This is a genomic window from Rhodanobacter sp. C05, from assembly GCF_002001165.1.
Classification (GTDB): Bacteria; Pseudomonadota; Gammaproteobacteria; order Xanthomonadales; family Rhodanobacteraceae; genus Rhodanobacter.
This window is the reverse complement of sequence record NZ_MUNQ01000016.1, coordinates 1-25,698: the sequence shown is the minus strand read 5'-3', so window position 1 is coordinate 25,698 and position 25,698 is coordinate 1. Positions and strand designations below refer to the sequence as shown.

Genomic DNA, 25,698 nt, shown 5'->3' with positions numbered 1-25,698 from the left:
ATGCATTCCTGTTTGCGGAAAGGGGCTACGCAAATGCTATGCAACTTGCCTTGGCGCCCAGCTGATCTGGATCAGGAATGGCAACGAAACTGCGTGACTCGTCGCCGCAAATGTCGCAGCGCTTGCCTAGGTACACCGTTACTGACAGGTCGACCAACGCCTTAATGGGTCTCGGGTGGCCGATGGCTATGCATCGAGGTCACGGAGCAATGCAGCCTCTTCAGTCGATTGATCACCCCGATTCCGGGCAGGTGACGCGACCATTCAAGGCATAGCGCTAAGTGTTCGAGGCGAAGGCTGAGTTAAGTGCATTCGGACTTGAATTCGTCACACCACGTGGCGAGGGGAATATGCCGGTGTCGATCGTTGCGCTCCCCGGAATTGCGTGCAGTCAAGGTTTAGCGAGTCCTTTGCATGGGCAGTACGCAATGGTGGGAACGAAAAGCGGCGAGCATTACCCGCCGTTTTCCTTTCCTGGACCGAACTCTCTTGTCACAACCGTTGATCGGAGCCGTCTCGATGGACGCAGCCCGCTACGACCACATGGCGCTTTCAGAGCGTGGTTATTGCAAGTCTTCCATCTTTCTCGACACCGCGGCGGTCATGATCAGAACTTGTAGCTGAGCATCACGCGGTTGTAGGTGAACGACCCATTGCCGGGATTCAGGTTGCCCGTACCGCCGGAAGAGAGTTCCCACCGATCGCGCAGCTGGAGGCCTTTGAGGTAGCCGTCGAAGTTGTAGATGATGTCGAAATAGGTATCGTGGCTGTCGCCGAAGAGATCAGTCGTGTACTTGGCGTAAGCGGCAACCAGTTGCAGTTTGCTTCCAAAAAAATCATACGCCGCCTTGGCCTTCCATGCGTGCCCAGGACCCGCTTCCCCCAGGCCGCGGATCATCGAGGTGGTGTAGAGCGGATCGGTGGACCAACCCACTGTATACGGCGAGATGATGGCGCCATCGCCAACGGCATCGTCCTCCTGCGACAGCTTGTTGTAGTACACATCAAAGCGGCCGTTCGGTATGACCAGGCCGAGATCGGCACCCCAAGCACGGCTCTTCACGTCATCGCCGGCTACACCCAGCAATTTGGCCTGGGTATCCACCAGCGTGTTGTCCGATCCACCTGTTTCGGTCAACAGCTGAGCGCCGATAACGGGATTGAAACCGGTGCCGGTATTGAACACATAGCTGCCGTCGGCATAACCCATGTGCGCGAAATCCATGAAGTCGTAGTACCAGCCCTGTACCTTCAGCCCACCGTTGACGTAGGTGGAGCCCAACGCCCAAGTACCAGGAGCCGAAGGTGCCGTGGCCGGCAGCGGTGCGTTACCGGCGTACAGGGAGTCGCCATGATAGGTGGTGGGGTAGTAGAGGTTGTCATCGAAATAATTGTCCGACGTACGGCTCTTCCAGCCGAAGGTGCGCAGCGCAACGATGTCCCAGCCTGCGAGAGGCTTGAAGTCAGCGGTCAATGCGTCATACGAGGCAGGAATCACTCGCCCATCCATACTGCCCAGCCACGGCGTATCGATGTACTGATAGCCACCTTTCAGCAGCACCCAGCTGTTCTGGTACTGCAGATAGGCCTGACTCAGCGCGGTGAGGGAGTTGCCGGGACCCATCAGCGTGCTATCGATTTTTTTCACGTTGTCCGATTGCGTCTCGAACGAATTGGCGCTCACCAGCGAAGCGCCGAGACTGAAACCGTACAACGAGGCAGTCTTCGCGTTGAGCAGGATCGCAGCGGAAAATGCCTGGGCATTCGGCTTCGCTGCGGTCTGCACGCCGTAGTCGCGATTGAAATCATATACGCGAAGTTGGCCGTCCACCGTGCCTTGAGTAAACAGATCGCTGAGGGTATCGGCGTGCGCGCCGAAACTGAGTGTGCAGAAAAGGGCTGCGATAGTTGCGGTGGCGAGTTTGTTGCGCATGATGATGGGCTCTCGTGATGGGTGTGCGCAGTTTCGTAGCGCGCAGTGGCACGCGATCTGATTCGCGTCAAGTTCGGGCAATCTGGGTATCAACTGTGACAATGTGTCCTGCGTAGGGCATCAATCGGCAGGCACAGACACGCTAGCCCGGCACTAGAAGGCGGCTGCAAACCGGGTTCTCCAACGTACGGCTATCCACGCATCGTCTGCGACAGCGATATGCCTTCCGATGATCAGCGGTATAAGAAACAGCCATGCACCAAACCAGCTAATTCAGTTCAGCTGATCGGTACCCGCAAATGAGCGCTGAGCAGGAAGGCGAGCGGCTACCACTTATCGACGTCGATGTCGTAGAAACCAGCGCGTCGAAAGGGCCCTCGCAATGTCTGAGCTTATGCCGGTCGCATTCGCTGTAGCAGACTCCGTATCCGAGTCATAGGCGATTGACTTCCGTCGCGGTCGCCGGTCAGACCGCTCATCACCATGCGCTTGAACGGCCCAAGGCATGCGCTACCATCCAGCGCCAGTTTGCGCAGCGCCCGTGCCGGGCGGCGATCGTCGGTGTACAACTTGGCCAGCAGTTGCGTCGCCAGATACAGCGGGCGGGTAGCACGACGGTGCTCGCGTTCGTAGCTCTGCAGCAGCTGAGGGTTCCAGATCGGCTCACTGGCGGCTCTCGCCGCACGTAGTTTCCGAGACAGAGTCTCTTGCCCGAGCAATCCGAAGTTGAAGCCATGAGCCGTGACCGGGTGCATTCCGACCGCAGCATCGCCGATCACTGCAAAACGGTCAGCGACGAAGTGTCGAGCGTACACGCCCACCAGTGGGTAAGCGCAGCGCGGGCCGGTCACGTTCATTGCGCCCATGCGTTGTTGGAATCGCGCGGCCATCTCGACGCCCAGTGCGGCATCATCCAGCGCAAGCAGTGCTTGCATTTGCTGTGGTGGTAGCGTCACTACCACGGAGGATGTGTGAGCATCATGCAATGGTAGCAGCGCTAAAGTCTGGCCGAAGGCAAACCACTCCCACGCCGTCTGATCATGCACCCGCTCGTGACGCATTTTGCATACCAGCATGACCTTGCCGAAATCGTGCATGCCGGCAGCGATGCCCGCCTCCCGACGCAAGCTGGAAAATCGACTGTCGGCGGCCACTACTAGCTGTGCTCGCAAGATTTCGCCATTGTCGAGAACGACATCGGCGCCATCGCTGCCGTTGCGTACTGTGGTTACGCTCACGCCAGTTACGATTCGCACCTCAGGCAACTCCGCCGCCGCGGCGTAGGCTGCGCGACGAATCGCATGGTTGGGCAGCAGCCAGCCCATCAGCGATTTCCCCGCTTCTTCGTGGCTGAAAAACAACCCGTCGTGATCATCCCCGTTGAGTACCTTGGCGTCACGTAAGGCGCTGAGCTCCTCCTCGCTCAGCCGTGACCAGAGACCTAATTCAATCAATAGCCGCCGCGAATGATGGGTAATTGCGATTTCGCGACCGTCGTCCAGTGGCGCCCTCAAGGATGCCTCGTCCTGGCGTTCGACCAGCGCGATGCGCAAGCCGCTGCCAGCAAGTGAGCGTACGAAGCACAGCCCGACAGGACCCGCACCCACCACCACGACATCAAACGACATGACTGTCTCTCAATTGCTCAGTGATGCCGTCAAGTTACGCTTCAGCATGCATATGGGCATTGACGTAAATCAAGCCTGCCTGGCTACTGTGACGCAACCGTAACCGAACTAGGTTTAGTCAACGCGGCAGGCGCCGAACGGCCCTCAAGGCGTTAGCGTTTTGCTTCCAAGTCGACAATCGCTCTCACGAAAGCTGGGTCAGGTGCTCCGGAGGCGTCGGTCGTGGCAATTACGCGGCCCTCCGCGTCGAGCAGGGCCACCACCACGTTATGGCTGAAGCCACCACTTGGCAACGGCCGGTAGGCAATGCCCAATACCCCTGCCAGCATGCCTTCATCACCTTCTTCAGGGCGGGCCAGTCGGAACTGCGGCGTTTGCACATGATGTTCGTCCGCCACTTGCCGAAGCATCGCAACGTCGTCGACCGTGGGGTCGAACGTCACCAGTAACACCGGTATTGGTCTTTTCTGCGCGATCGCATGCTCGATGCGTTTCAATGTTTCGATTTCGAGCGGACAGGCCATTTTGCACGAGCCGTAGAACATACCAACGAGACGCGGCTCCCCACGTAGTGAGGCAAACGAGAAGACATCGTTTTGCTGATCTCGCAGTATCAGGGTGGGAATTCCATATATCGAGTCTTTCGGTAGTGGTGTGGCAGCGGGGGGCGAAGCGAATGCCAGCGGTGGAGCAAGCACCAGCCCCATCAGCAGCAGTACATGTAGAGGGAAGCGCATGGTCATTTTCCAGGCAAGTCACGAACACAACGGAAGCCAACGCGCGGTGCGTCATCGGCGGGTTTGAGTGCAGTCAGGGCGGCAACACGCATCATTAGCGCGTATTGGTTCTTGTCTTCAAAGGCCAACGCCGAGCCGCCGCATAGTGCCAATAGGGCGCCGCCGCCAGCAACCCGCGAATCGGCGTTGGGAAACATCGCGGCGTAATCGCCGGTCCACTCCCACAGCAGTTGGTTGAGATCACGTAACCCATAGAAATTGGCGTGATGCTGACCGATCACACCAGGGCGCTCACCGTTACTGGCCAGGATGGCCGACAGCAACGTCTGGTTGCGAGCCTGATCCTGTCTGGCATCACGATGGGTGCCATCAGCGGCACTCACGTATTCCCATTCGTACCAGCTAGGCAGTCGCGCGTGCTCGTTGGCGCAGAAAGCTCGCGCGGCGAACCAACTGACATTGGTCACCGGTTGTTGTTGTGCCGCGGCGCCTAGGATCAGTGGCCCCTGCCACGCTGCTAGGTATTGCGGTCCGGCAAACAGGGGCGACACTCTGCCTCGCTGCCATTGTGGATATTTGCTCACGAAGGTCAGATATTCGGCGTTAGTCACCGGCTCGGCCCGCATCGTGAATGGCTTAATCGCGATACGCGAGGCGCTGCCGTCTATGGCCAAGGCACTTACAAACCGGCCAGCGGGAATGGCCACATAGTCTGCAGCTGTTGCTGCTGGCGATATCGCCAGCAGCAACAGGCATCCGGCGAGCCGGTTTGACACGGATATAGCCTCCTTGGGACGACAGCCGATGGCATCGACACGGTGGTGCGATCGACTCGACCTCAGTTTGGTTTGCCGCCTGCACGGACGGCCTTGACTTCGGCCGGACTGATGCTTCCACCCTTGTTGTTGAAGTTGTTCAACACATAGGTCAATACGTTGGCGATCTCTTCATCGTTGAGGTTCGGACCCTGGGCTGGCATTACCGACTCGTAGCCGGTGCTGTTGACGGTTATCTTTCCACTGAGGCCGTTGAGCACAATGCCGATCGCTCGTTTTGGATCCGCATTGAGGTAATCGGACATCGCCAGTGGCGGGAAAGCCCCAGGCAGACCCATTGCGTTGCCCTGATGGCAGGCGGAGCAGATCTGAGTAAACACACGCTTGCCATCGGCCATGGCCGAGTTTGCATTGGAGACTTCGGCGACTACGGCAACGGGTTCCGCCGCGCCGCTTACCGGACCGCTGGATACTTTATTGTAGATCGCCGGTTGTGGCGGCCCGCTCACCTTGATTTCGCCCAGTGCTCCCTGCATGAAGGCACGAGCAATCGAGTGGTCGACCAGCAGCAGGGTCCCCGGTACCGGCGTGCTTAGTTCGACCATAGTGGTGCCACCCGCTGGAACCAGGGTGGTCTGCACGTTATGGTTGATCAAGGTGCCGCCCTCGACATTGGCATTGTCGAAAATGCCGCCGATGACATGGAAGCTAGACACTAAGTTCGGGCCTCCGTTGCCGACAAACAGGCGCACCGTATCGCCCACGTTTGAGGTGAGCGCGTTGGCGCCCGTCAAGGAGCCTTCGCGACCGTTGAACAAAACGTAGGTCGGTTGCTCCAACAGCATTTTCTGCATGTCAAACGATTGCAAGCCGGGTTCGTGGTAGGTGCCAGTGGTATAGAAGTCGCCTTGCGTCACGTAATATTCGTGATCAACCTTGGGCAAACCTTCTGGTGGCTCGACTTCGATCACACCATACATGCCGTTGGCGATGTGCATCGGTACGGGTGCTGTCGCGCAGTGATAGATGAAGGTGCCGGAGCGCAGCGCTTTAAAAGTAAATACGCTCTCATGTCCCGGTGGTGTGACGGTGGAGGCTGCGCCACCACCTGGTCCCATCACGGCATGAAGGTCGATGTTGTGCGCCATGTGCGAATTGGGATCGTTCTTCAGATGCAGCTCCACGGTATCGCCCTGCCGCACGCGGATCAGCGGCCCTGGCGTAGTGCCGTTGAAAGTCCAGAAGTTATAACGCACGCCATCGGCAATTTCCTTGACCACTTCTTGCGTTTCAAGGCGAACGATCACGCGTGCAGGATGATCACGATGAATCGGTGCCGGTACGCCCGGGGGAGCGACCAGCTTCTCCTCGATGGGCGGTCCTTGGGGAGGTCCGAAATCCCCTGTGACTGTTGTGGACCCATTGATCGATCCAGCGGAGTGTGCCGCGTAAGCGGATGAACCGATGTAAGCAGTGATCGCCAACAGGCCAGCGGCAGCCAGTAAAGAGGGCAGCAATCGTGACATAAGGTCTCTCCTTTGTGAGTCCTGGCTTAAGCCTAAATCACTATCTTTTTGCCTACTTGATTTGGATCAGTTTCGAAAGCGACAAATGCTTTCTGCGTCAAGCTGCCGCATAATGCTAGCTCGAAAAACGATCGCCGAAATGGCCGTTCACATGTGGAACCAGGTGGCTCCAGTGCGAGAGTAGTGCCAATTTATGACACCACTAGCCTCAGGGCTTTGGGTTTAAGCGCGGATCAAAGAGGCTGGCGCGCTGGGGAAAAATTGCAGATGACGGCATTGCCGCCTGCATGGCCAATTGCTTCAACAGAGAAAGACTGGATGAAGCTTGGGAGCCATCCATGCCATAGCCTGTTTGTCGAATGCGACAGGCTCTTGGTTCGGGCGCACGGTCACCTGAATTTGGACTCGCTCTCTGCGACACCTAGCTCAGTTAGGTAGCAGACTCTGACCTATCCTGCGCAGCTCGGCTGGATTGTTTAGCACCAGTTCGCGCCCTTCGATTTCAATTAACCCGAGGCTGCGGAAGCGACTAAGAACTCGGCTCACTGTCTCGGCGGCTAGACGGAGATAGTTGGCGATATCGCCGCGTGACATGCTTAGTTGAAAGTGAGTGCCAGAAAAGCCTCGCGTGGCATAACGCTCACCTAGATCCACGAGAAACGCTGCCATGCGTTCGTCGGCGCTATGGTCACCCGCGAGTAGGCTGGCGGCACCCAGCTCCTTGCTGAGCATGCGGAAAAGGTGTTGCTGTACGGCTGGGATACGAGCGGCCAACGCGCTCATGGCCGGGAATGAGAAGCGACAGAAATGTCCGTTCTCCAGCACGATTGCATCGCACGGAAAATGATCCGGATAGATGGCGTTTAGGCCGATTACTTCGCCGGGTAGGTAGAAGCCAAGCACCTGTTCGCGCCCGTCGCGATCAACCATGCTGGTCTTTACTGTGCCAGCACGCACCGCAAAGATTGCGCGAAATGGGTCTCCGTTGTGGAAGACATATTCACCGGCTCGAAACGGTCCTACGTGCTCGACCAGACAATGCAGTGCACTTAGGTCGGACTTGCCATAGCCCACTGCGAGACAAACGCTGGCAAACGCACAGGTACGACAGAAATGGTTTTCATCACCATCATCAGCGATCGGACTGGGTGGTTGGGGCAGGCGGCCTATCTGATCGCTGGAACGCATCTGGGAAGCATCTTTGGTGATCGTGCCATTCATATGGTACGCGAGTAGCGTGCCGTGCTCTCTCGGCCGAGATACGCATCAAAGCACATCGCGATACTACGCAACAACAGCTGTCCACGCGACGTTACACGGATGATACGTGAGTCTAAGGTCACCAATTGGTCATCGGCAAGCAATTGCAGCCGGGCCAGTTCAGTAGCGAAATATTCCCCGAAGATTAGACGATGACGCGCACCAAAAGCATACATGTCCAGCTTACCATGGCACATCAGCTCACTTATCGCTTCGCGACGAATCTCATCGTCCTCGTCCAGCAGCAGCCCACGAACAATAGGCAGGCGGGCATTGTCCAGGGCACTGTAGTAGCCGGTTAGATCCCGGGCATTCTGGCTGTAGCTGTTGCCAATACGGCTGATCGCACTCACACCCAAGCCTACGATGTCGCAGTCGCCATGGGTGGAGTAACCCTGAAAATTTCGTTGCAGTGTGCCCGCCCTTTGTGCGCGTACCAGCTCGTCGTCGGGGCGTGCAAAGTGATCCATGCCGACGTAGACGTAGCCGGCCGAACAGAGCCGCTGCAGCGCTTGACCAAATAAGGCTAGCCGCGTCGCCGGATCGGGCAGTTCGGCCGTGTCGATCTGCTGTTGCGCCTTGAACAGGTGCGGCATATGCGCGTAACCGTATACGGCTACACGGTCTGGTTCCAATCCGATCACTTCCGAGAGTGTATGGTCAAATCCCTGCATCGTTTGCCGTGGCAGACCGTATATCAGGTCTACACTGGCCGACACGAAGCCTGCGGCCCGCCCAGCCTGCAATACCTCACGTGTCTGCTCCACACTCTGAATACGATTGACAGCCTGCTGCACCTCCGGATCGAAATCCTGGATGCCTACCGACAGTCGGTTGAAGCCAAGCTCCGCCAGGCCGTGGATGTAGTTGCCATCGGCAAAGCGCGGATCAATCTCGATGCCGTACTCACGCCGGCTCTCGTGTATGAAGCTGAAGTGCTGGGCCAACGACTCCATCAGCTCGGCCATCCGCGGTAGATCGAGAAAGTTCGGCGTGCCACCACCAAAATGTAGTTGACGCACTGGCCGATCACGGTCGAACAGTGGTGCCAAAAGTTCAATCTCGCGGTACAGCCGTTCCAAGTAGCGGTCGGCCTTGCCGATATCGCGGGTAATTACGCGGTTGCATCCACAGTAGAAGCACGGACTGAGGCAAAAGGGTACGTGAACGTAGAGCGACAACGAACGCGGGATTGGCTCTTCGTTGGACGCGCGGATCACTTCGCGTAGCGTGGCTTCGACGAAATCGCGTCGGAACTGCGGTGCTGTGGGATAGCTGGTATAGCGCGGTCCGTCCGTGTCATAGCGGGCGATTGTCGCCGGATCGAATTCAGGTGCAGTGATGGCTCGGCTCATGTGCTTAGTTTGTGCAGCGCGAGTAGTTCGTGCATTGATTCAGGTCAAAAACCGCGACGAAATGCTGCGTTGCTCCTATCCAAGGCGAGCACCACCATCGGAAATCCAGCTTTACGTCGGTTGGAGAGCATCGCGTGCTATTTGTCAGGCCAATCGCTCCGCAAGCTATCCTGTCTAAGCCTAAGAGGGCAAAACATGAGGTTGGGAATCCCATCCACACTTTACGAGGCCGATGATGTGCACCTCCTTGGAGCAACTAGGCAAGAAGTCATACGCCCTTCGACCCGGTCGCGAACCGCAGCCATGATTGCCGATCAATCGGTACGGCCTCCATATGACACAGATCAAGAATGTCGCCCCGAATGGCGGTCAACATGACAGGTCGTTCTCACTTGAGTTGACGCCGTCATGGCTGAATCTCCATCTTCAAGAGTCAAGCCCGCTATGTTCGCGGAGTTGCCAGCCCTGCTGGCGTCGGCGCCGCATCGGCTGCTGTTTCTGGCCGGCACGGTTGCAGTGCTGCTCAGTATGCTTTGGTGGGCGCTGGAACTAACCTGGATGCGCTTCGGGCTGGGTGGCTGGCCGCAGCCATCGATAGCCCCCGGCTGGGCGCATGCAATGCTGATCCAATACGGTTTGTTTCCGCTATTCATCTTTGGCTTTTTACTGACAGTTTTTCCGCGCTGGCTGAATCGACCGGCGTTGCCGCGCGGGCGGTATGTACCGGTCGCTGGCTGCGTATTCGGCGGTTATGTGCTGGCGAACGTGGGGCTGCTCGACTTGCCGTGGCTGCTCAAGCTCGGCTTCATCGTGATGCTGGCGGGTTACGTGATCGGCTTCTGGACACTGGCGACGGTGTTGCATGCGTCGGGTGAGCGCGACAACCATGCGCGTTCGTGTCTTCTGGCGGTGGGTTTGGGCACGCTAGGGCTTCTCGCGTTCCTGGTCTCTCTGTTCGGCGGTCCGTTCGAGTGCGCTACGCTGGCGATCCGGCTGGGGACATTTGGTCTGCTCCTGCCCATTTTCTTTACGGTAACGCACCGAATGCTACCGTTCTTTAGCGGCAATGTGGCAGCCGACTACAGGGTGATCCGTCCGCGCTGGAGCCTTCCGGTTGTGTGGGTGTTGCTGCTAGTACATGCGCTGTTGGATTGGCGCAATGCGTTGGGCTGGCTGTGGCTAACTGATGTTCCGCTGGCGCTGGTGTTCGCTTGGCACGCGCTGGCGTGGCAACCTTGGAAGGCGATGCGGCCAGGTCTGCTTGCTGTGTTGCATCTGGCATTCGCTTGGCTGCCGTTGGCATTCGTGCTGTATGCGCTGCAGGACGTGATTTACGCGGCCAGCGGTCATCTGCTGCTCGGACGTGCACCTCTGCATGCATTGGCGATTGGTTACTTCGGCTCGATGCTGGTCGCAATGGTGACGCGGGTGACCCAAGGCCATTCCGGTCGGCCGCTGCAGATGGGCGCGGTAGCGTGGCTGTGCTTCGGACTGCTGCAGATCGTCGTGTTGCTGCGCATCCGCGCGGAATTGGGCGGCGATATGTACCTATGGCTGGTGGTCGCTGCGTACGGCTGGCTACTGGCTTTTCTGCCATGGGTGCTGCGTTCGGCATGGATCTACCTGACCCCGCGGGTGGACAACAAGCCGGGTTAAGGTGGCGCCGCCGTCGTCTTGCCAACAACTCACACAGGCTCTCGCTTGATCCATATCAGCGCGTCCAGGATGGGCTACGCGCAGACTCGTTCACCCAGTATTGGGAGAAAGTGATGGCTGTCTGGTATCCATGGATAGTGTTGATACATTTGTCTTGCGCGATCCTGTTTGTCGGTTCGGTGGCGTTCGAGGTGTTGGTGATCGAGTCCCTACATCGACACTTCGACGGGGCCATAATGCAGCGTATCGAACAGGCGGTGATGGCGCGGGCACGCCGCTTCATGCCGCTGGTAGTGATTCTGCTGTTCGCCAGTGGCGGCATGTTGTTCGACATTCGTTGTGCTGGCATCAGCTGTATTGGCACGCGCTTCGGCAACTTGTTGCTGCTGAAGATGCTGCTGGCGTTCGGCGTACTCGGCGTGTTTGTTAATGCGATGCGGGCTATGCGGAGCGGCAGGATGAACGTGTGCCGGTTCCGGCATACCCATCGCGTGGTACTCGGCCTGATGATTGGCATCGTTTTCTTGGCCAAGATCATGTTCTATCTGTAGACGGCCTTCTTCTAATAAGGCGCATCATCTCTACAGTCGCATTCAATGATCAGTCGATCAGTATCGACGGCCAGTTTTAGGCAGTGAGTACGACGGCACCGGTGTTTCAGTAGGTCGGTAGCGATTTAGGGAGATGTTCAAGCCCTACGACTGTGAAACCTGAAGGCGCTGAATCACTCATGTGTCGGGTACACCCGACCCTGGAGCTGGCTCCGGGTGATTGGTGAAGCATGGCTCGCGGAGTGCCTCGACCGAGCTGGGGAGCTACTCTCTGGTGATGCCGACTACGGGCACGACAAAGTTATGTGCTCGCTCATGCAGGCCGAGCCACAGCTTGAGGCTGCGGCCGATGTGCTGGGCATACTCCAGCATCAGTACGGCGTTCGCTTCGTCCAGCTCTTGGGCGCAGGTTTCACGCCACAGGGTAAGCCAGCGGTCAAAATGCTCGGCGAGGATCGGGTGCGGTCGGTGTGCGGCCATCAGGTTTCCGCGACAGCTTCCGATGCGTAATGCTACTGATGACCAGAAGGAGGCAAGTAAGCGCTTGTGCTCGTCCCAGTCACGCACTGCGGCATTGAATACTGGGCCCAGTTTCCGATCGCATCGCACCCTTTCGTAAAAGCGGTCGACTAGCGTAGCGATCGCGAATTCGTCAAGGAATGGTGAGTTCATGCGGAACGTGGTGCATCAGGAGTCGGAATACACGAAAGTAGGGGCGTTTGCCCACAGCACGTATCCGGTACCAGCCGGAAACGTGCTGTGGGCGCCACTTATTGGCTCAGGTTCAGCGTGCCCTTCATCAGGGTCGCGTGGCCTGGGAAGGTGCAGAAATATGCGTATTGTTCGCCAGTCTTGAGCTTGGCTACGCTGATGGTCGCGGAGTCGGATTCGCCACCACCGATCAGCTTGGTATGCGCAATGATTCGGGCGTCGCCCGGCTTCTCATAGTTGCTGGCAGCACCTGCCTGCATGCCGTCGGCAATAACGCCGGGCTCGTCGGCATTGTGGGCCAGCACCCAGTTATGGCCCATCGCAGTCTTCGGTAGCGTACCGGTGTGTTTCAAGGTCACCGTAAAGGTCTTGCAGGTCTTCGGCACGGTGATGCTTTTTTGATTGTATTGCATAGCATCATTGGCTTCGACAGTGGTTGCACACTCAGTGGCCAGCAGTGGGGTGGACAACAGGCCGAGCAGGGTGATCGCAATTAGTTTTCGCATTAGTAGAAGCTCCAATGAGGAATGGTGGGGAAGAAGAGTGGCTTCATTTTGGCGTGCTCATGCGCAGTCAGCCTTGATCTGGGTCAGTGCCAGCGGCAAAGTCCTCTGCCTGCGTGGCCCTTTCCGGAGGCGCTTCGCCCGGAGCCAAATCTTCAAGCAGTGGTAGAACTCCCGGGCTGTCCAGATCGTCAAACTGCTGGTGATTGACGGCCCAGAAGAAAATGACTGTCGCGATCAGCACCACCAGCAAGGTTACCGGGATCAGTACAAGCAGGATGTTCATACGCGCATCTCGCGTTGCTTCGCCGTGGGTTCGCTGACACTGTCGCGACCCACGCGCAATGCGTTGAGCACGACTGCCAATGAGCTCAGCGACATCCCGATGGCGGCGAGCCACGGCGGCACGAAGCCGAGCGCGGCGAACGGCACGGCACACAAGTTGTAGACGAGTGACCAGCGCCGGCTCTGAGCAACCACGAGAGCTACCTGGCGCGCGATCGAGCGTGCTTGCACGAGGCCGTCCAGACCTCCATCCAGCAAGAGCAGGTCGGCATGCGCCTGTGCCAACTCGGTTCCACTACCCAGCGCGGCGGAGACGTCCGCGCCCGCCAGTACCGGCGCGTCGTTGCTTCCGTCACCGACGGCCAAGGTGACGTGATCACGCTGGCGGGCTGCCTGCAGCCGCTGCAGCTTGTCGGTGGGCGACTGACGGCCGTAAGCGTCGTGGATGTCCAGACGAGCGGCAAGCGCGGCCACGCGCGATTTACTGTCGCCACTGGCGATTACCAGCGCGATGCCGTCGGCACGCAGCGCGTCGAGCGTGCGGCGGGCATCTTTGCGTGGCTGTTCGTCGAGATGGAAGGCAGCGATCGGTCCGTTCTGATCGGCCAGCAGCAGCGCATTTGAGAGGCTTGCCGATACCATATGTCCGCTCGGCGCCAGCGCGAAATCGGCGCGCCCCAAACGCAGTGGGCGACCATCGACTTCCCCGCTGATGCCTGCGCCGGCACTGACCTCAACTGCCTGCGCCCGCTGTGGCAGGCCACGCTGGCGGGCGGTGCTGGCCAGCGCACGCGCCAGCGGATGCGAGCTTTCATGGGCCAGTGCGGCGGCCAGCTGCAGCACGTCATCGGGATCATCGCCGCGGAGCGGTTCGATCGCGGCGGTTGCCAGTTGCGGCACGCTGAGCGTGCCGGTCTTGTCGAACAACGCGTAATCGACCCGCGCCAGCGTGGCCAGCGCGCTGCTGTCGGTGACGAGCACTCCGTGTCCAGCCAACACGCCGAGAGCGCGGGTCAGCGTGGCCGGTCGAGTCAGTGCGAACGAGCATGGACAGGCGACCACCAGCACCGCCACCGCCGCTTCGAACGCGCGCGCTGGGTCCACCAGCATCCAGCCCAGCGCCGTCAACGCGGTCAGCAGCAGTACGCGGCCGATAAAACGGCCGACTTCGCGTTCGCCCCCGGGCGCGGACACCATGCGCGCCTTGCGCGTACGCGTGCTGAGCGCGCTCAATCGGGCGGCAGCTGTCGCCTCGCCGGTGTGTTCCACGAGCAGCTCGGCAGGGCCGACCAGCAGCATGCTGCCGGCAATCAGCCGCTCCCCGCGCTGACGCTGCACGTGGAGCGATTCGCCCGACAGCAAAGCCTCGTCCACCTCGGCCATGGCGCTCTCCAGCACGCCGTCTGCCGGTACCGTGGTGCCCTCGGCGATGTGCACGTGATCGCCAGCAACCAGCTCGATCGCGGCCACCGTTTCCAGGCTGCCGTCTGCATGCCGACGCTCCGCCAGCAGCGGTGCGGCATCGATCACCGCATCGCCAAGAGCACCACTGCGATGCCGCGCGCGCAACTCCACGTAGCGTGCGGCCAGCAGCAGAAACACAAACATGCTGACCGAATCGAAGTAGATGTCGCCGCTGCCGCGCAAGGTGTTGATCGTGCTTGCGAGAAATACCAGCAGCACCGCGAGCGTCACCGACAGGTTGATGCCCAACTGGTGGTGGCGCAGTTCGCGCAGTGCGCCGACATAGAACGGCTTGGCCGAATAGAACACCACGGGCACGGTGGACAACAGACTCAGCCAGCGGAACAGGCCGCGGGTAGTGAAATCGACGAAGTCGACGACGCCGATGTAGATCACGAACGCATAGGTCATCACCTGCATCGCGAACATGCCGGCGACCAGCAGGCGCTTCAATGCGTCATGCGATTCGCGCGAACGGGCGTCGTCGATGCTGTCATGCCGCAGCGGTTGCGCCCTGCAACGTGCGCCAGTGAACGCCTCGAGCAGAACCGGCAGTGATGTGTGCTGCCTGTCCCACACTACCCGTACGCGCTTGGCCGGTGCGTCGATGGCCACCCGCTGCACGCCGGGCAACCCGTGGATGAGTTGCTCCAGTCGCAATACCTGCTGCGCGTTGTGCAGTCCTTCGACCCGCAGAGCGATCTCGCTATGACCATCTCGGCGTGTACGCAATACCTGCGCAGCCAGTTGCGGCTGGACCCATGCCGCATGGGTACTCATGGTGGAGGGCCGTTGCTGCTATGGCTGCTGCTTGGCACCCCGAACACGGTGTGCGACGTGTCCACCGGGATATCGGCGTGACGGGAGCTCACCACGATCAGCCATACGCACCCGGCCATCGATGCGGCGAAGACCACCACACCAAGCCACAGCACCGGCTGGCGATACCAGCTCGATGCGCTGGATAAATCGCGGGCGTCATGGCGTGGCATCATCGCGGTGCGACAGGTGGTAGACATAGGCGGCCAGCACGTGGATCTGGTCGTCACTGAGGCGGCGGCTCCACGCCGGCATATGGCCCTGCCTGCCGCCACCGATGGTGGCTTCGATATCGGCAACGCTGCCACCGTGCAGCCAGATGTGGTCCGTGAGATTGGGTGCGCCAAGCGCCTGGTTGCCCTTGCCATCCGGGCCGTGACAGGCGGCGCAGGTGACAAACAGCGGCTTGCCGGCCGCCGCCTTGGCAGCATCGTACGGTGAGCCGGACAGACTAAGCACATATTGGGCGAGATTTTTCACGTTGTCCTCGCCCAGACTCGCCCACGGCGGCATGACACCGGCACGACCATCGTGGATGCTTGCGGTGATCGACTTACCGTCGCCGCCGTACAACCAGTCGGCGTCAGTGAGATCGGGCGCACCAAGTTTTTGATTGCCCTTGGCGGTGCGCCCATGGCAGGCCGCGCAGTCGTCGCCGAACAATTCCTTGCCCATCTGCTGGGCGGCTGGATCGCCAGCGAGTTGCTCGACTGGGTACAGCTCGAAGCGCTTCATCTCCTCGGCGAACGCGACATTGTTGCTGGCCACGTTGCGCGCCAGTTCGCCATGCGAGGTCCAGCCCAGTAAACCCTTGAAGTTGCCGAAGCCAGGGAACAACGCCAGATACGTGAAGCCGGCGATGAACATGCTGGCCGACATCAGCAACCACCAACGCGGCAGTCGTCGCACACCCTCGCGCAGCGCACCGTGTGCCCAGATGTGGCCACTGGTGCCGTCGGGCAACGTCGGTATTTTTACCCACGGTCCCCACAGGAACAGGAACAATGTAATGCCCAGGTTGAACACCACCAGGAACATGACCCACAACGACCAGCCTGTGCTCATGGACGACTCTCCCGTGTGCCTGCCTGCGTGTCGGCAGGTTGTTCTTCCGTATCTTCCTGCATCGGCAACTGGGCCATCTGGTCAAACACTTTCTTGTGGCGCTTGCGCCAAGCCCAGATCCAGATACCAATGAAGGTGATCATCATGGCCAGGATGAAAGCGCCCGCGATCTGTCCCCATACCGGACTCATGGTTGGCCTCCATCGCTGGCTTCCGCCGAGGTTGTCTTCGTCGGCTCATTTTTAATACCCAAGCCCTGCAGATAGGTAATCAGCGCGTCCATCTCGGTCTTGCCGTTCACCGCCGCTGGCGCGCCGGCGATGTCCGCGTCGCTGTACGGATCGCCCAATCGGCGCAGCGTGCGCATGCTGGCCTGGATCTCCGCCGCATCGAGTTTCTTGTCGGCCAGCCAGGGGAAACCTGGCATGTTTGATGGCGGCACCACCTGCCGGGGGTTCATTAGGTGCATGCGCTGCCAGTCATCCGAGTATTTGCCTCCGACACGAGCTAGATCCGGTCCGATACGTTTGGAACCCCACAGGAACGGACGGTCGTAGACCGATTCGTCGGCGGTGGAGTAGTGACCGTAGCGCTCCGTCTCGAAACGCAGCGCGCGGATCATCTGCGAATGGCACAGATAACAGCCCTCTCGTACGTAGATGTCCCTGCCAGCCAGGCGCAGCGGGTCGTACGGTTTGACCCCGGACGGCGCCTTGATCGTATGTGCCTCGATGAACAGCGGTGTGATTTCAGCGAGGCCGCCGAGCGAGACCATGATAGCGATCAGGATGCCAAGCAGGCCGACGTTTTTCTCGATGATTTCAAAATGCTTGTATGCCATGTCGTGATCCTCAACCGGCAGCCGGCAAGGGGGCCGGTACCTGATTGGGCACCGGCTCCGGGATCGGCACGGGAATCGGTTTGATCAGTCGGGCACGGGCGTCTGCTGCGGTGTGCCACAGATTCCAGGCCATCACCACCATGCCAGACAGGATCAGCAGGCCACCGGCCCAGCGGATCAAATACATCGGCTTGATCGCAATCAGACTGTCGAGGAAGGAATAAGTGAGCGACCCATCCGGGTTGGTGGCGCGCCACATCATGCCTTCGGTGATGCCGGCGGCCCACATCGAGCAGATGTACATCAGCGTACCCATCATGTGCAGCCAGAAATGCGCTTCCATCGCGCGATGCGAGTGCATGGCGGGTCGACCTAGCGCACGAGGCGCCATCGCGTAAAGCGAGCCGATGGTGATCATCGCGACCCAGCCGAGCGCACCCGAATGTACGTGGGCGATTGTCCAGTCGGTGTAGTGCGACAACGAATTCACCGTCTTGATCGCCATCATCGAACCTTCGAAGGTGGCCGCGGCGTAGAACACCAGCGACATCACCATGAACTTGGCGGCCGGGTCGGTCTTCAGTCGCCACCACGAGCCGTTGAAGGTGAGTAGCCCGTTAGCTGCGGAGCCCCAGCTGGGCATCAACAGGATCAGCGAAAATGCCATACCCACCGACTGCACCCAGTCGGGCAGGGCGGTGTACATAAGGTGGTGCGCGCCTGCCCACATGTAGACCGAGATCAGCGCCCAGAAATTGACGATCGAGAAGCGATAGCTCCACAGCGGCTGCTGGGCCTGCCGCGGGACGAAGTAATACATCATGCCGAGGAAGCCGGCCGTGAGAAAAAACGCTACCGCGTTATGGCCGTACCACCACTCCACCATGGCATCGACCACGCCCGAATAGATCGGGTACGACTTCCACATCGACACCGGCAGCACGAGACCGTTGACGATATGCAACAGGCCGACCGCGATGATGAAGGCGCCGTAGTACCAATTCGCGACATAGATATGGCGGATGCGCCGGCGCGTCAGGCTGGCGAAGAACACCACGCCGAAGCTGACCCATACCACGGCGATGAGAATGGCGACGATCCACTCGGGCTCGGCATATTCCTTGCCGCGGGTCGCGCCCAGCGGCATCGACACCATGGCCAGCACGCAAATCAGTTGCCAACCCCAGAATGTGAACTCGGCAAGCCGGCCCAGCGCCAGCCGCGCCTGACCGGTACGTTGCACCACGTAATAGCAGGTGCCCATCAACGCGCAGCCGCCAAAGCCGAAGATCACCCCGAAGGTGTGGTCAGGACGGATGCGACTGAAGGTCAGCCATGGGATATCAAAATTCAGCGCGGGCCACATCAGCTCCGCGGCGGCGTAGACGCCTACCGACATGCCGATGATTCCCCATACCGCGGCGCCGAGCAGAAACTGGCGCACGACCTTGTCGTTGTAGTACTCGGTATTTGGCATGGCACCCCCTAACTATGGTTGGAGGTATTCTGACAACGCTGTTCAGCCGACTATTGATCTAGATCAAGTCGCTTCGGCTCCCTGTTACGCAGGATCGGAACCAATTCCTCATCATTGTGTTAGGCAACGCTCAATGGGTTCGCCGCACCGCTTCAGATGGCACGCGATTCGTTGACCGTCTACAGTGATGCCATTGCACCAACCTCACGTTGAACGGGGCAGTCTCAATGTTGGTAAGGGAAGGAAACGCGCGAAGCAGCGATGTCGATCGTCGCCTTGCCTGCACCCTGGCCGCGATTGCCGGAGCGCTGAACACGGCTGCTTTTCACGCAGTAGGTTTTTTCTCCGCCAACATGACTGGGAACGTTTCGGCGCTCTCCGATCACGCCGCACTGGGAGAGTGGTTGCTAGGCATGTTCTATTTGTCGATTGTCTTGGCTTTCGTGCTGGGCGCTGCGGTGTCGACCTTGCTTATTAATGCGGGCAAGCGTCGACGCATTCGTAGTATCTACGCTGTCAGCATCCTCGCAGAGGCAGTTTTGATGGCGTTGCTTGGATGTGCCTGTCTCTGGCTTCCTCAGGCTAACCGTGGGCCTACATTGATCCTGGGGTTGAGTTTTCTTATGGGTCTGCAGAATGCGGTCGTCACCACGATTTCTGGTGCGCGTGTGCGAACAACCCATGTTTCCGGTATGTCGACGGATATTGGCATCGAGTTGAGCATGCTGTTCGACATCGCTCGTGGCCGCGAGCTTGGGGTGGATGCTGCGCCCTATCAGCTGAAGCTTCGGCTTCATGCACAGACGGTGCTTTCCTTCCTGGTGGGCGGGATCATCGGTGTAATGGTCTATCAGGCGATCGGCGGACGTCTTCTCTTCGCCACGGCGTCGGTTCTTCTGGCCCTCTCGCTACTAGGTATCTGGCAGGCGCTTCGGGGCGACGTGTCGGTGCCACAAGCCTGATACGACGATCATGCGTGCATGGGATCTCAATGTCGACGCTTACGAGATAGAACCACGATCCGCTGCAAATAGCGGATCGGGGGCATGCAAGACTATGCCGTAGAACGACAATACCGCTCCCAGTCGTTCATCAACTTGGCGCGCCGAGTCAGCAGGTAGCCACGTTGATATGCAGCCTCTGACTTGTCTTTGAGCCGGTGCGCCATCGCTGCTTCGATTACTTCACGCGGGTGCTTCGTGGTCTTTCGGCCCAGTCGCGGAACGTCGATGGAAACCATACAAAGTGATGTAAGGGTGCAATTCTTTGAGCAGATTCACTGCTCCGGCAGTGGTCAAAGAGCGATCCTCCGTTCCCGGAAACACGTGCTCGGCGACGTGCAATTGCATTCCATTCGGTGTGATGGGAATGCCGAACGTAGTTCGCGGCGGTGCGCAATTGATGCGAATGCCCACATTTGTTCGGACCCCGAAAAAGCCCGCTGTAGCGCGGTTTTCTACCAGCATGGACGTGTTTGGACCAGAGTGGTCCAAATGTTTCGGGTGGTTTCGGACTGGGCGTCGACCGATTCATAGGCGCAGGGTATCGACTCTGGATACGCAACCTTTTGGAATCGCACTGGACCCTTTTATGATCTTCTCGCAAGAACGGAACACCAGGATCGCTCGGATGCCTGAGGCCTGCAGCATCGTCGGGCTTTCACCTTCCACGATTCGCAACCGCATGAAGGAAGGCGGCCGCTGGTACGATCCAAAATTTCCGAAGCCGAAACCGCTTGGTGCCGGGCGCCGCTGTGCTATCGGCTGGCGCGTCGATGAGTTGCTGGCATACCTCGATGCGTAACGCCGGTGATGACTGTGACGCATCACTAAGATGAACTTCCGACGCGGCTTGATCAAACGCGTCAGCGTGACGCTCGGCGCTCCGCTTCAACGCGGGCGCGAGATGTCGACGGTTTTGCAAATTTCGGGGGAGTGGGAATGGAGCCACCGGCGCGGCCCCAAACGATCACGGCGAAGGCCGTCTTGAGCTCGTCCGAGCCAGTTAGCCCGTGGTCTTCAAGCCAATGTTGCAGTGCCGCCTGTTTGGTGCCACCGGCAGCCGGGAGATTTGCGCTGAAGTTAAGCCATTGCTCGGTCCCGCCTACGATCAGGGCGAGCATGTCCGTTACGAATACTTGGCGCCGCTCATCTGGTTGGGCAAGGAAGTCCTTCCCAGCAGCAGGGGGCCATTCACATCGCTGATCCAGGGATCGACCACGGTTGTGGTCGAACTCGGGGTCGATGAGGTAAAGCGCGTATTTGAGCCGTGTCGACGTGAAGAGCTGCTGCAGACTTCTCCGACGCGCTTTCTCATTGTCACTTCCTTTCGCCATCTCGTCGAGCAGCTGGTTGAAAGTTTCGAGTGCGATGTCCTGACGATCCTGAGCTTTGGATGCGCTGCCGAATGCATGGTTGCCCGCACATCTTTCCGCCGTCTTATACAGCACGTAGACGCCATCAGATCGCCCCTTCAGCTCATATGGGTCGCCGCTTTCCACGGATTTCAATCCGGGGTCTGCGTTCGTAGTTGCCGATGTTTTGTCTGTACCCACGGAGACTGTTTCCGCTCGTTCCGTGATCGCTAATGTTGCCTCCGTGACCTCGGTGGCCGTCGCCACGTGTGTGGCGGGTGAGGCGCTCAGCTGCTCTTGGAGGTGCCCTCGGATGTGGTCGCGGGTACTCTTGTCGATGTATATCTCGTGAAACCTGATTTCCACAGAGCTCGACGGCACCCCCCGTTCAGATACTCGGTCTAGGCACGCCGGATGTGAGAGACGTAAATGTGCTGAAAACGCTGTGACTGCGAACAGCCCCGACGACACGCTGACGTCGTCGGGAATGAACAGGCCATCCTTAAAATCTGATTCGAATATCGGATCTTGGATGTACGATTTAGTCGCAAGGAACTGTTGAGCCACCTTCGGTGCAAGACGAACAAACCTCACGTTTGGCCGAGGCGTCCAAGCCGCCGGCATATACCCATCTGCGGGGGTCATGGACTTTTTTGCGTACTCCGGATTCCCACCGTCCCACGGTCCGGAAAAAACCATTCGATCGGAGGGGATGGGCCAATACAGCCGGTACTCTTCAGTGCTCGCGCCTTCGAGAATCAAGCGGCGCAGCGCGCTTGCATCTATCGCTAAGTCAAGCACGTCGGCGAGCAGCACGACGTGCGAGCGTGAGTGCGTAGGTACCGCTTCGGCGTCGTCATGAATATTCAAGGCTGCTCTCAGGTTGCGGGGTCTTGCCGTGCCTTCATTGGCGCAACGAAGTCAGCCCAAGCTTGCATCATCGGACGCCTTTGCTCCAGTAGGTCCGTCCGGTGATAGGCCGCCTCCACTTGGTTCTGGACCGTATGAGCTAGGGCTCTCTCTGCCAGGTCACGGGCATACCCTTTCTCGCTGCACCAGTCCCTAAAGCTGGAGCGGAAGCCGTGTGCAGTTGCTGTGCGCTTTGCAACGTCACTGCAGGCTTTGACGCGACGGAGAAAGGCCGTCAAGGTCATATCCGAGAGCTCCTTCTGGTCACGTATTGATGGGAACACCAGAACTTTGTGCTGCCCATGCTGCTTCTTAAGAAGCCGTAGCGCCTGTTTGCAGAGAGGTATCCGGTGTGCCTGTTTCGCCTTCATCCGCTCGGCGGGCAGCGTCCAGATGGCCGCCTTCATATCAAACTCCGACCACATAGCACCGCGCACCTCGCCGGAGCGAGCGGCTGTAAGTATCAAGAGCTGCAGTGCTGCGATGGTGACGTCATTAGGGTGATGCATTTGCTTCGCCACGAACGACGGAATGTCCTGCCAGGGCATGGCAGGCTGATGCTGCGTGCGGACAGTCTTACCCGGTTGAAGCGGCAAGAGGTGCCCCACGACATCGACGGGATTGGATTGACAGTAGCTGTGCGCCCATCCCCAGGCCATCACTGCGTGCAGGCGTTGTTTCACCCGTCCGGCTGTTTCAGCCTTGTCCAACCAGATGGGCCGTAGGACGTCGGCAATGTGCCGAGGCTGGATCTGGTCGATGGGCATCGTGCCGATCAGCGGAAAGGCATACTCCGTAAGGGTGTTAATCCACTGCTGGGCATGCTTGGCGTTCTTCCAGCCTGGTTTCAGCTCTTCGTGCAGCGTCGTGGCAGCCTCTTTCAGGAGCGGCATACGGGGTTTGGTTGCTTCGTTGGCCTTGATTTCCAATGGGTCTTGCCCGTGAGCGATCTGCTCGCGCATCAAGCGAGCCTGCTGGGCGGCTTCGGCGATGCTGATGTCGGGGTAACTGCCGAGCCCAGCATTGCGCCGTTTCTTGGAGACGGGGCTGACGTAGCGGAGCACCCACTTGCCGTGGCCTTTGTGACTCGGGGAGGGATGCAGCACCAACCCCGTGACTCCGCCGTGTGCAAGCGGGGTGCCTTCAGGTTTGACACTGCGTGCTTTGGTATCGGTGAGCAGTGCCATGGTCGAGGGCTCCGGATTGAGTTGGGGTATGCCAGTCAGTATGCCATGATGGCTTGAATCTGGTTGCGCCTCGTTGTGGTTAGTTGGGCGAATATCTCTCTTAAATGGCTTAAGATAGCCATTTGTCTTAGACTTCGTTGGGGTGCCTTGACTCTCGTTGCGGACTTTGCAGGCGGTCACTCTCTCCGCCAGTTTTGCAATTAAGCCCCTGATTTAATGGGATTTTTGTGCATGCATGTTTCTGTACACGATTCTGTCCCATACATGCGTAAGCCCTGGCATTTAGGTAGCCTGCGGCAGTAGATCAACGGCCCGGGATCGATGAGCAAACGATGCAAGCATTTCTGCCTGTGACAAATGAAAGCACTGGACTCGAACGACATCCTAGAGCTGCCGAATATCGACGTGGCCAACGTGCGCCACACTGCAAACCAGTTCGAGACTGACTGATGAGCGAAGACACAACTCGCAAGGATTCGACCGAGGGCGTGCGAGGTGATCCTCCCGCATCCGCCGGGACGGCAGCTACTGGGCTCGACATTTCAGGAGAACAGATTGCCCAGTTCATGACCGAGCGCGAAGATCGGTATGCCTGCCCCATTTGCGACTGCACAAATTGGCTTGGAATGACCGATGGCACCGGCCGCACGGCGTGCGTCCCGTGGATGGCCCCAAGCGGTCAACTAGAACCTACCGCCGTCCGAGTCCTAGCGATGTTCTGTGCGCAGTGTGGCTATCTTCGTATGCACCAGGTCGACATGTTCAAAAATTATTTGGATAGCCTCAAGCGTGAATGAGCGCAACCACCTCAGTTCCGTGCCCACTCTTGGCACCTACAAGGACAAGGGCCTTGCCACCGGAGGCAGCGGCCCTCATGATCCTGACATGCTTGCACGCATTGCCCAGCTCGAACAGCATTGCAGCGACCTTCGTGTCGACGTCGCGACGATTAAAGAGCGCTTAAATCATGTAGCTACAAAGGCATGGATCATGGGCGGCGTAGTCATTGTGCTGCTAGGCATCCTCGGTGGCGTTTGGTGGATGGCTCAGCAGTATCTCGGACCGATCCTGCAGCATCTCGGTAAATAAGCCTCCATCACAATATCCGCATCGAGCCCGCTCTGCGGGCTTTTTAGTGCCTCCGCGCATGCGACTTGTTGCCTTCGCGAATCGCGCGCACCATCGGCGCACTGAACTGAATAAATGGTCACGTATGGGCAGTTTCAAGGTAGGGAAATTTCGGATTAGCACGTTCTCTTTTGGCTCGCGCGGGCCGGACGGACTTCGTGTGCACGGCCGGTGGCACGTTTACGACGAGGCTACCGATTCAGGTGATCCCGTTGCGGAAGGCGAGAGCGTTGAAGAGCGTGACAACGATGACGCGGCCATTGCCGATGCCGATCGGGATGGCCGATGCGCGGCCGAAGGGCTGACTCCTGAGCGCCGATCATTCGGTGATCATGGCGAAACCGCCGGGTAGGCATTGCACCCTGGCGGCACTCTCGCAAAGAATGAGTGCCCCCGGTTATCGGTTCCACCCGACGGGTCATGTCTTTTGCCGGTCGCGCTCTTATTAAATATAGGGGAAGTGTTATAAACGTATTCCGAACTAAAAGGCGGCTCGTCGGCACTCGTCCTTCAAGATACGAAAAGCGCGATGTTCGTTCAAAATGGACGAAGTATACAAACGCCAAAGTAATAGCGCTGCTTAATTTATTGACAATAATGTTTGCGACGTTCTCGTCATTCTACTTAAGTGAACAGGCATACCGGCTTTCTCAGCGAATTGATGCCAGAGAAACCGCATCTCGAAACGCAGTGGATGAGGTTATTGCGAGTAACCGCCTACCTGAATTTAATGCGGCAGAGATATCGCTTACGCAGCGGCGTCTTCTTTTTGCCGAAGGTCTTGCGAAGTCAGACTTGGAAAAGGCAATGTCGAGCGTGGAGCTACACCTCTCTTTCGACAAGCTCGTAATACCAACTTTCGCCATTACCTTGGATGAGATCCAGACAATTAGCAAAGGCGACCCGAAGACTGCCGCCGCAGTAGTCAAATGCACTAGCGACGTCAAAGAAATGGATACAATTGCCTCTCAATCCATGGACACTTTTAACCAGGGAAATAGTTCGCTAAGCAGAGATGAGATAATTGCAACGTTATCCGCTCTTAAGTCCGTTTATACGACAACCGATCATGATTGCGTTCTAGCATCGGATGCACTTAATACTCTCGCTAATCCAGAAGGGCCGCCCCTTAGACACGTTTACGAGCACGATATGAGTCTATTAATTGCGGATCTCGCGAAGCACGAAATAAGCCTGAACTGGTCCGTCCCAGATGCACCTGGCTCTCCGGTGCGAAAAACTCTCTGATCAATTCACGCCTAGATCGATCATCCAAGGAGCCGATGATCCGAAACGTATCGAGCTCCGTTTTCACTGAGTCGAAAGTAGTTGCCACTACGGAGGGCCAGTCCAGTTTCACGCAGATCATGCGCGGCTGCTAAAACATACACAGTCAATTTAAGGGGACGGAGGCTGAGGTTTCCCCACGAATCTCTTCGCTCAATCAACGCCTTGCGTGCGGACTGAAGAAACAGTGCGCGCATGATGCGGTCATTCCCCACGGGTTACGAGGCCAGAGGAGACCACACCATGC

At 58.5% G+C, this 25,698-nt stretch carries 25 protein-coding genes; 7 read left to right on the top strand and 18 right to left on the bottom strand.

Going from position 1 to position 25,698, the window contains the following annotated elements:
* Positions 1 to 607: 607 nt before the first annotated feature.
* From B0E51_RS13405 to hemN, 7 genes are all read right to left on the bottom strand, one after another.
* Entirely contained in the window at positions 608 to 1,933 is a 1,326-nt protein-coding gene (locus tag B0E51_RS13405; RefSeq protein WP_077445404.1) for a hypothetical protein, read from the bottom strand.
* A gap of 392 nt (positions 1,934 to 2,325) precedes the next feature.
* Positions 2,326 to 3,561, bottom strand: coding sequence for a 5-demethoxyubiquinol-8 5-hydroxylase UbiM (ubiM, locus tag B0E51_RS13400; protein ID WP_077439617.1), 1,236 nt, complete (start codon positions 3,559 to 3,561; stop codon positions 2,326 to 2,328).
* A gap of 152 nt (positions 3,562 to 3,713) precedes the next feature.
* Positions 3,714 to 4,298 (bottom strand): SCO family protein, encoded by a 585-nt coding sequence (locus tag B0E51_RS13395; protein ID WP_168170404.1) that lies wholly within the window; start codon positions 4,296 to 4,298, stop codon positions 3,714 to 3,716.
* A gap of 2 nt (positions 4,299 to 4,300) precedes the next feature.
* Positions 4,301 to 5,074 carry a formylglycine-generating enzyme family protein gene (locus tag B0E51_RS13390; RefSeq protein ID WP_254424018.1) on the bottom strand — a complete coding sequence of 258 codons (774 nt, stop codon included), beginning with the start codon at positions 5,072 to 5,074 and terminating at the stop codon, positions 4,301 to 4,303.
* A gap of 62 nt (positions 5,075 to 5,136) precedes the next feature.
* Positions 5,137 to 6,600: a copper-containing nitrite reductase gene (nirK, locus tag B0E51_RS13385; RefSeq protein ID WP_077439619.1), complete on the bottom strand. Its 1,464-nt coding sequence runs from the start codon at positions 6,598 to 6,600 to the stop codon at positions 5,137 to 5,139.
* A gap of 426 nt (positions 6,601 to 7,026) precedes the next feature.
* Complete coding sequence (locus tag B0E51_RS13380; RefSeq protein WP_077439620.1) at positions 7,027 to 7,788, bottom strand: helix-turn-helix domain-containing protein; 762 nt, start codon at positions 7,786 to 7,788, stop codon at positions 7,027 to 7,029.
* Between the two features lie 29 nt (positions 7,789 to 7,817).
* Positions 7,818 to 9,215, bottom strand: a complete 1,398-nt coding sequence (gene hemN / locus B0E51_RS13375; protein WP_077439621.1) for an oxygen-independent coproporphyrinogen III oxidase — start codon at positions 9,213 to 9,215, stop codon at positions 7,818 to 7,820.
* Positions 9,216 to 9,623: 408 nt separating this feature from the next.
* On the opposite strand from hemN, the gene B0E51_RS13370 reads away from it, so the two are divergent.
* Together B0E51_RS13370 and B0E51_RS13365 are read left to right on the top strand one after the other, a co-directional pair.
* Positions 9,624 to 10,871: an NnrS family protein gene (locus B0E51_RS13370; RefSeq protein ID WP_077439622.1), complete on the top strand. Its 1,248-nt coding sequence runs from the start codon at positions 9,624 to 9,626 to the stop codon at positions 10,869 to 10,871.
* Complete coding sequence (locus tag B0E51_RS13365; protein WP_254424521.1) at positions 10,811 to 11,422, top strand: hypothetical protein; 612 nt, start codon at positions 10,811 to 10,813, stop codon at positions 11,420 to 11,422. The genes B0E51_RS13370 and B0E51_RS13365 overlap by 61 nt, the downstream gene beginning before the upstream one ends.
* A gap of 264 nt (positions 11,423 to 11,686) precedes the next feature.
* Here B0E51_RS13365 and B0E51_RS19885 read toward each other — a convergent pair whose 3' ends face one another.
* From B0E51_RS19885 to ccoN, 9 genes are all read right to left on the bottom strand, one after another.
* On the bottom strand, positions 11,687 to 11,902 hold the full coding sequence (locus tag B0E51_RS19885) for a hypothetical protein (protein ID WP_343124668.1): 216 nt from the start codon (positions 11,900 to 11,902) through the stop codon (positions 11,687 to 11,689).
* A gap of 290 nt (positions 11,903 to 12,192) precedes the next feature.
* Complete coding sequence (gene azu, locus B0E51_RS13355; RefSeq protein ID WP_077439625.1) at positions 12,193 to 12,639, bottom strand: azurin; 447 nt, start codon at positions 12,637 to 12,639, stop codon at positions 12,193 to 12,195.
* A gap of 67 nt (positions 12,640 to 12,706) precedes the next feature.
* On the bottom strand, positions 12,707 to 12,922 hold the full coding sequence (gene ccoS, locus B0E51_RS13350; RefSeq protein WP_077439626.1) for a cbb3-type cytochrome oxidase assembly protein CcoS: 216 nt from the start codon (positions 12,920 to 12,922) through the stop codon (positions 12,707 to 12,709).
* A complete protein-coding gene (locus B0E51_RS13345) occupies positions 12,919 to 15,165 on the bottom strand; it encodes a cation-translocating P-type ATPase (RefSeq protein ID WP_077445400.1) in 2,247 nt (748 codons plus the stop codon). The genes ccoS and B0E51_RS13345 overlap by 4 nt, the downstream gene beginning before the upstream one ends.
* Complete coding sequence (locus tag B0E51_RS13340) at positions 15,162 to 15,380, bottom strand: hypothetical protein (protein WP_254424020.1); 219 nt, start codon at positions 15,378 to 15,380, stop codon at positions 15,162 to 15,164. Before B0E51_RS13340 ends, B0E51_RS13345 begins: the two co-directional genes overlap by 4 nt.
* Positions 15,364 to 16,269 (bottom strand): cytochrome-c oxidase, cbb3-type subunit III, encoded by a 906-nt coding sequence (gene ccoP, locus B0E51_RS13335; protein WP_077439628.1) that lies wholly within the window; start codon positions 16,267 to 16,269, stop codon positions 15,364 to 15,366. The genes B0E51_RS13340 and ccoP overlap by 17 nt, the downstream gene beginning before the upstream one ends.
* The gene (locus B0E51_RS13330) at positions 16,266 to 16,460 is read right to left on the bottom strand and encodes a cbb3-type cytochrome c oxidase subunit 3 (protein WP_077439629.1); all 195 of its coding nucleotides are present in this window, start codon (positions 16,458 to 16,460) and stop codon (positions 16,266 to 16,268) included. Before B0E51_RS13330 ends, ccoP begins: the two co-directional genes overlap by 4 nt.
* Positions 16,457 to 17,110 carry a cytochrome-c oxidase, cbb3-type subunit II gene (ccoO, locus tag B0E51_RS13325; RefSeq protein WP_077445398.1) on the bottom strand — a complete coding sequence of 218 codons (654 nt, stop codon included), beginning with the start codon at positions 17,108 to 17,110 and terminating at the stop codon, positions 16,457 to 16,459. Before ccoO ends, B0E51_RS13330 begins: the two co-directional genes overlap by 4 nt.
* A gap of 10 nt (positions 17,111 to 17,120) precedes the next feature.
* Positions 17,121 to 18,587: a cytochrome-c oxidase, cbb3-type subunit I gene (gene ccoN / locus B0E51_RS13320; protein ID WP_077439631.1), complete on the bottom strand. Its 1,467-nt coding sequence runs from the start codon at positions 18,585 to 18,587 to the stop codon at positions 17,121 to 17,123.
* 227 nt (positions 18,588 to 18,814) lie between these two features.
* On the opposite strand from ccoN, the gene B0E51_RS13315 reads away from it, so the two are divergent.
* On the top strand, positions 18,815 to 19,549 hold the full coding sequence (locus B0E51_RS13315) for a YoaK family protein (protein ID WP_077439632.1): 735 nt from the start codon (positions 18,815 to 18,817) through the stop codon (positions 19,547 to 19,549).
* A gap of 628 nt (positions 19,550 to 20,177) precedes the next feature.
* Entirely contained in the window at positions 20,178 to 20,390 is a 213-nt protein-coding gene (locus B0E51_RS19515; protein ID WP_168172637.1) for an AlpA family phage regulatory protein, read from the top strand.
* Between the two features lie 61 nt (positions 20,391 to 20,451).
* On the opposite strand, the gene B0E51_RS13305 is transcribed toward B0E51_RS19515, so the two are convergent.
* The gene (locus tag B0E51_RS13305) at positions 20,452 to 21,810 is read right to left on the bottom strand and encodes a hypothetical protein (RefSeq protein WP_077445394.1); all 1,359 of its coding nucleotides are present in this window, start codon (positions 21,808 to 21,810) and stop codon (positions 20,452 to 20,454) included.
* An 8-nt stretch (positions 21,811 to 21,818) separates the two neighbouring features.
* On the bottom strand, positions 21,819 to 23,036 hold the full coding sequence (locus tag B0E51_RS13300) for a site-specific integrase (RefSeq protein WP_077445392.1): 1,218 nt from the start codon (positions 23,034 to 23,036) through the stop codon (positions 21,819 to 21,821).
* Positions 23,037 to 23,825: 789 nt separating this feature from the next.
* On the opposite strand from B0E51_RS13300, the gene B0E51_RS13290 reads away from it, so the two are divergent.
* From B0E51_RS13290 to B0E51_RS13285, 3 genes are all read left to right on the top strand, one after another.
* Entirely contained in the window at positions 23,826 to 24,125 is a 300-nt protein-coding gene (locus tag B0E51_RS13290; RefSeq protein WP_077445388.1) for a hypothetical protein, read from the top strand.
* 58 nt (positions 24,126 to 24,183) lie between these two features.
* Positions 24,184 to 24,516 (top strand): hypothetical protein, encoded by a 333-nt coding sequence (locus B0E51_RS19300; RefSeq protein ID WP_143525923.1) that lies wholly within the window; start codon positions 24,184 to 24,186, stop codon positions 24,514 to 24,516.
* 68 nt (positions 24,517 to 24,584) lie between these two features.
* A complete protein-coding gene (locus B0E51_RS13285; RefSeq protein ID WP_143525922.1) occupies positions 24,585 to 25,412 on the top strand; it encodes a hypothetical protein in 828 nt (275 codons plus the stop codon).
* Positions 25,413 to 25,698 lie beyond the last annotated feature (286 nt).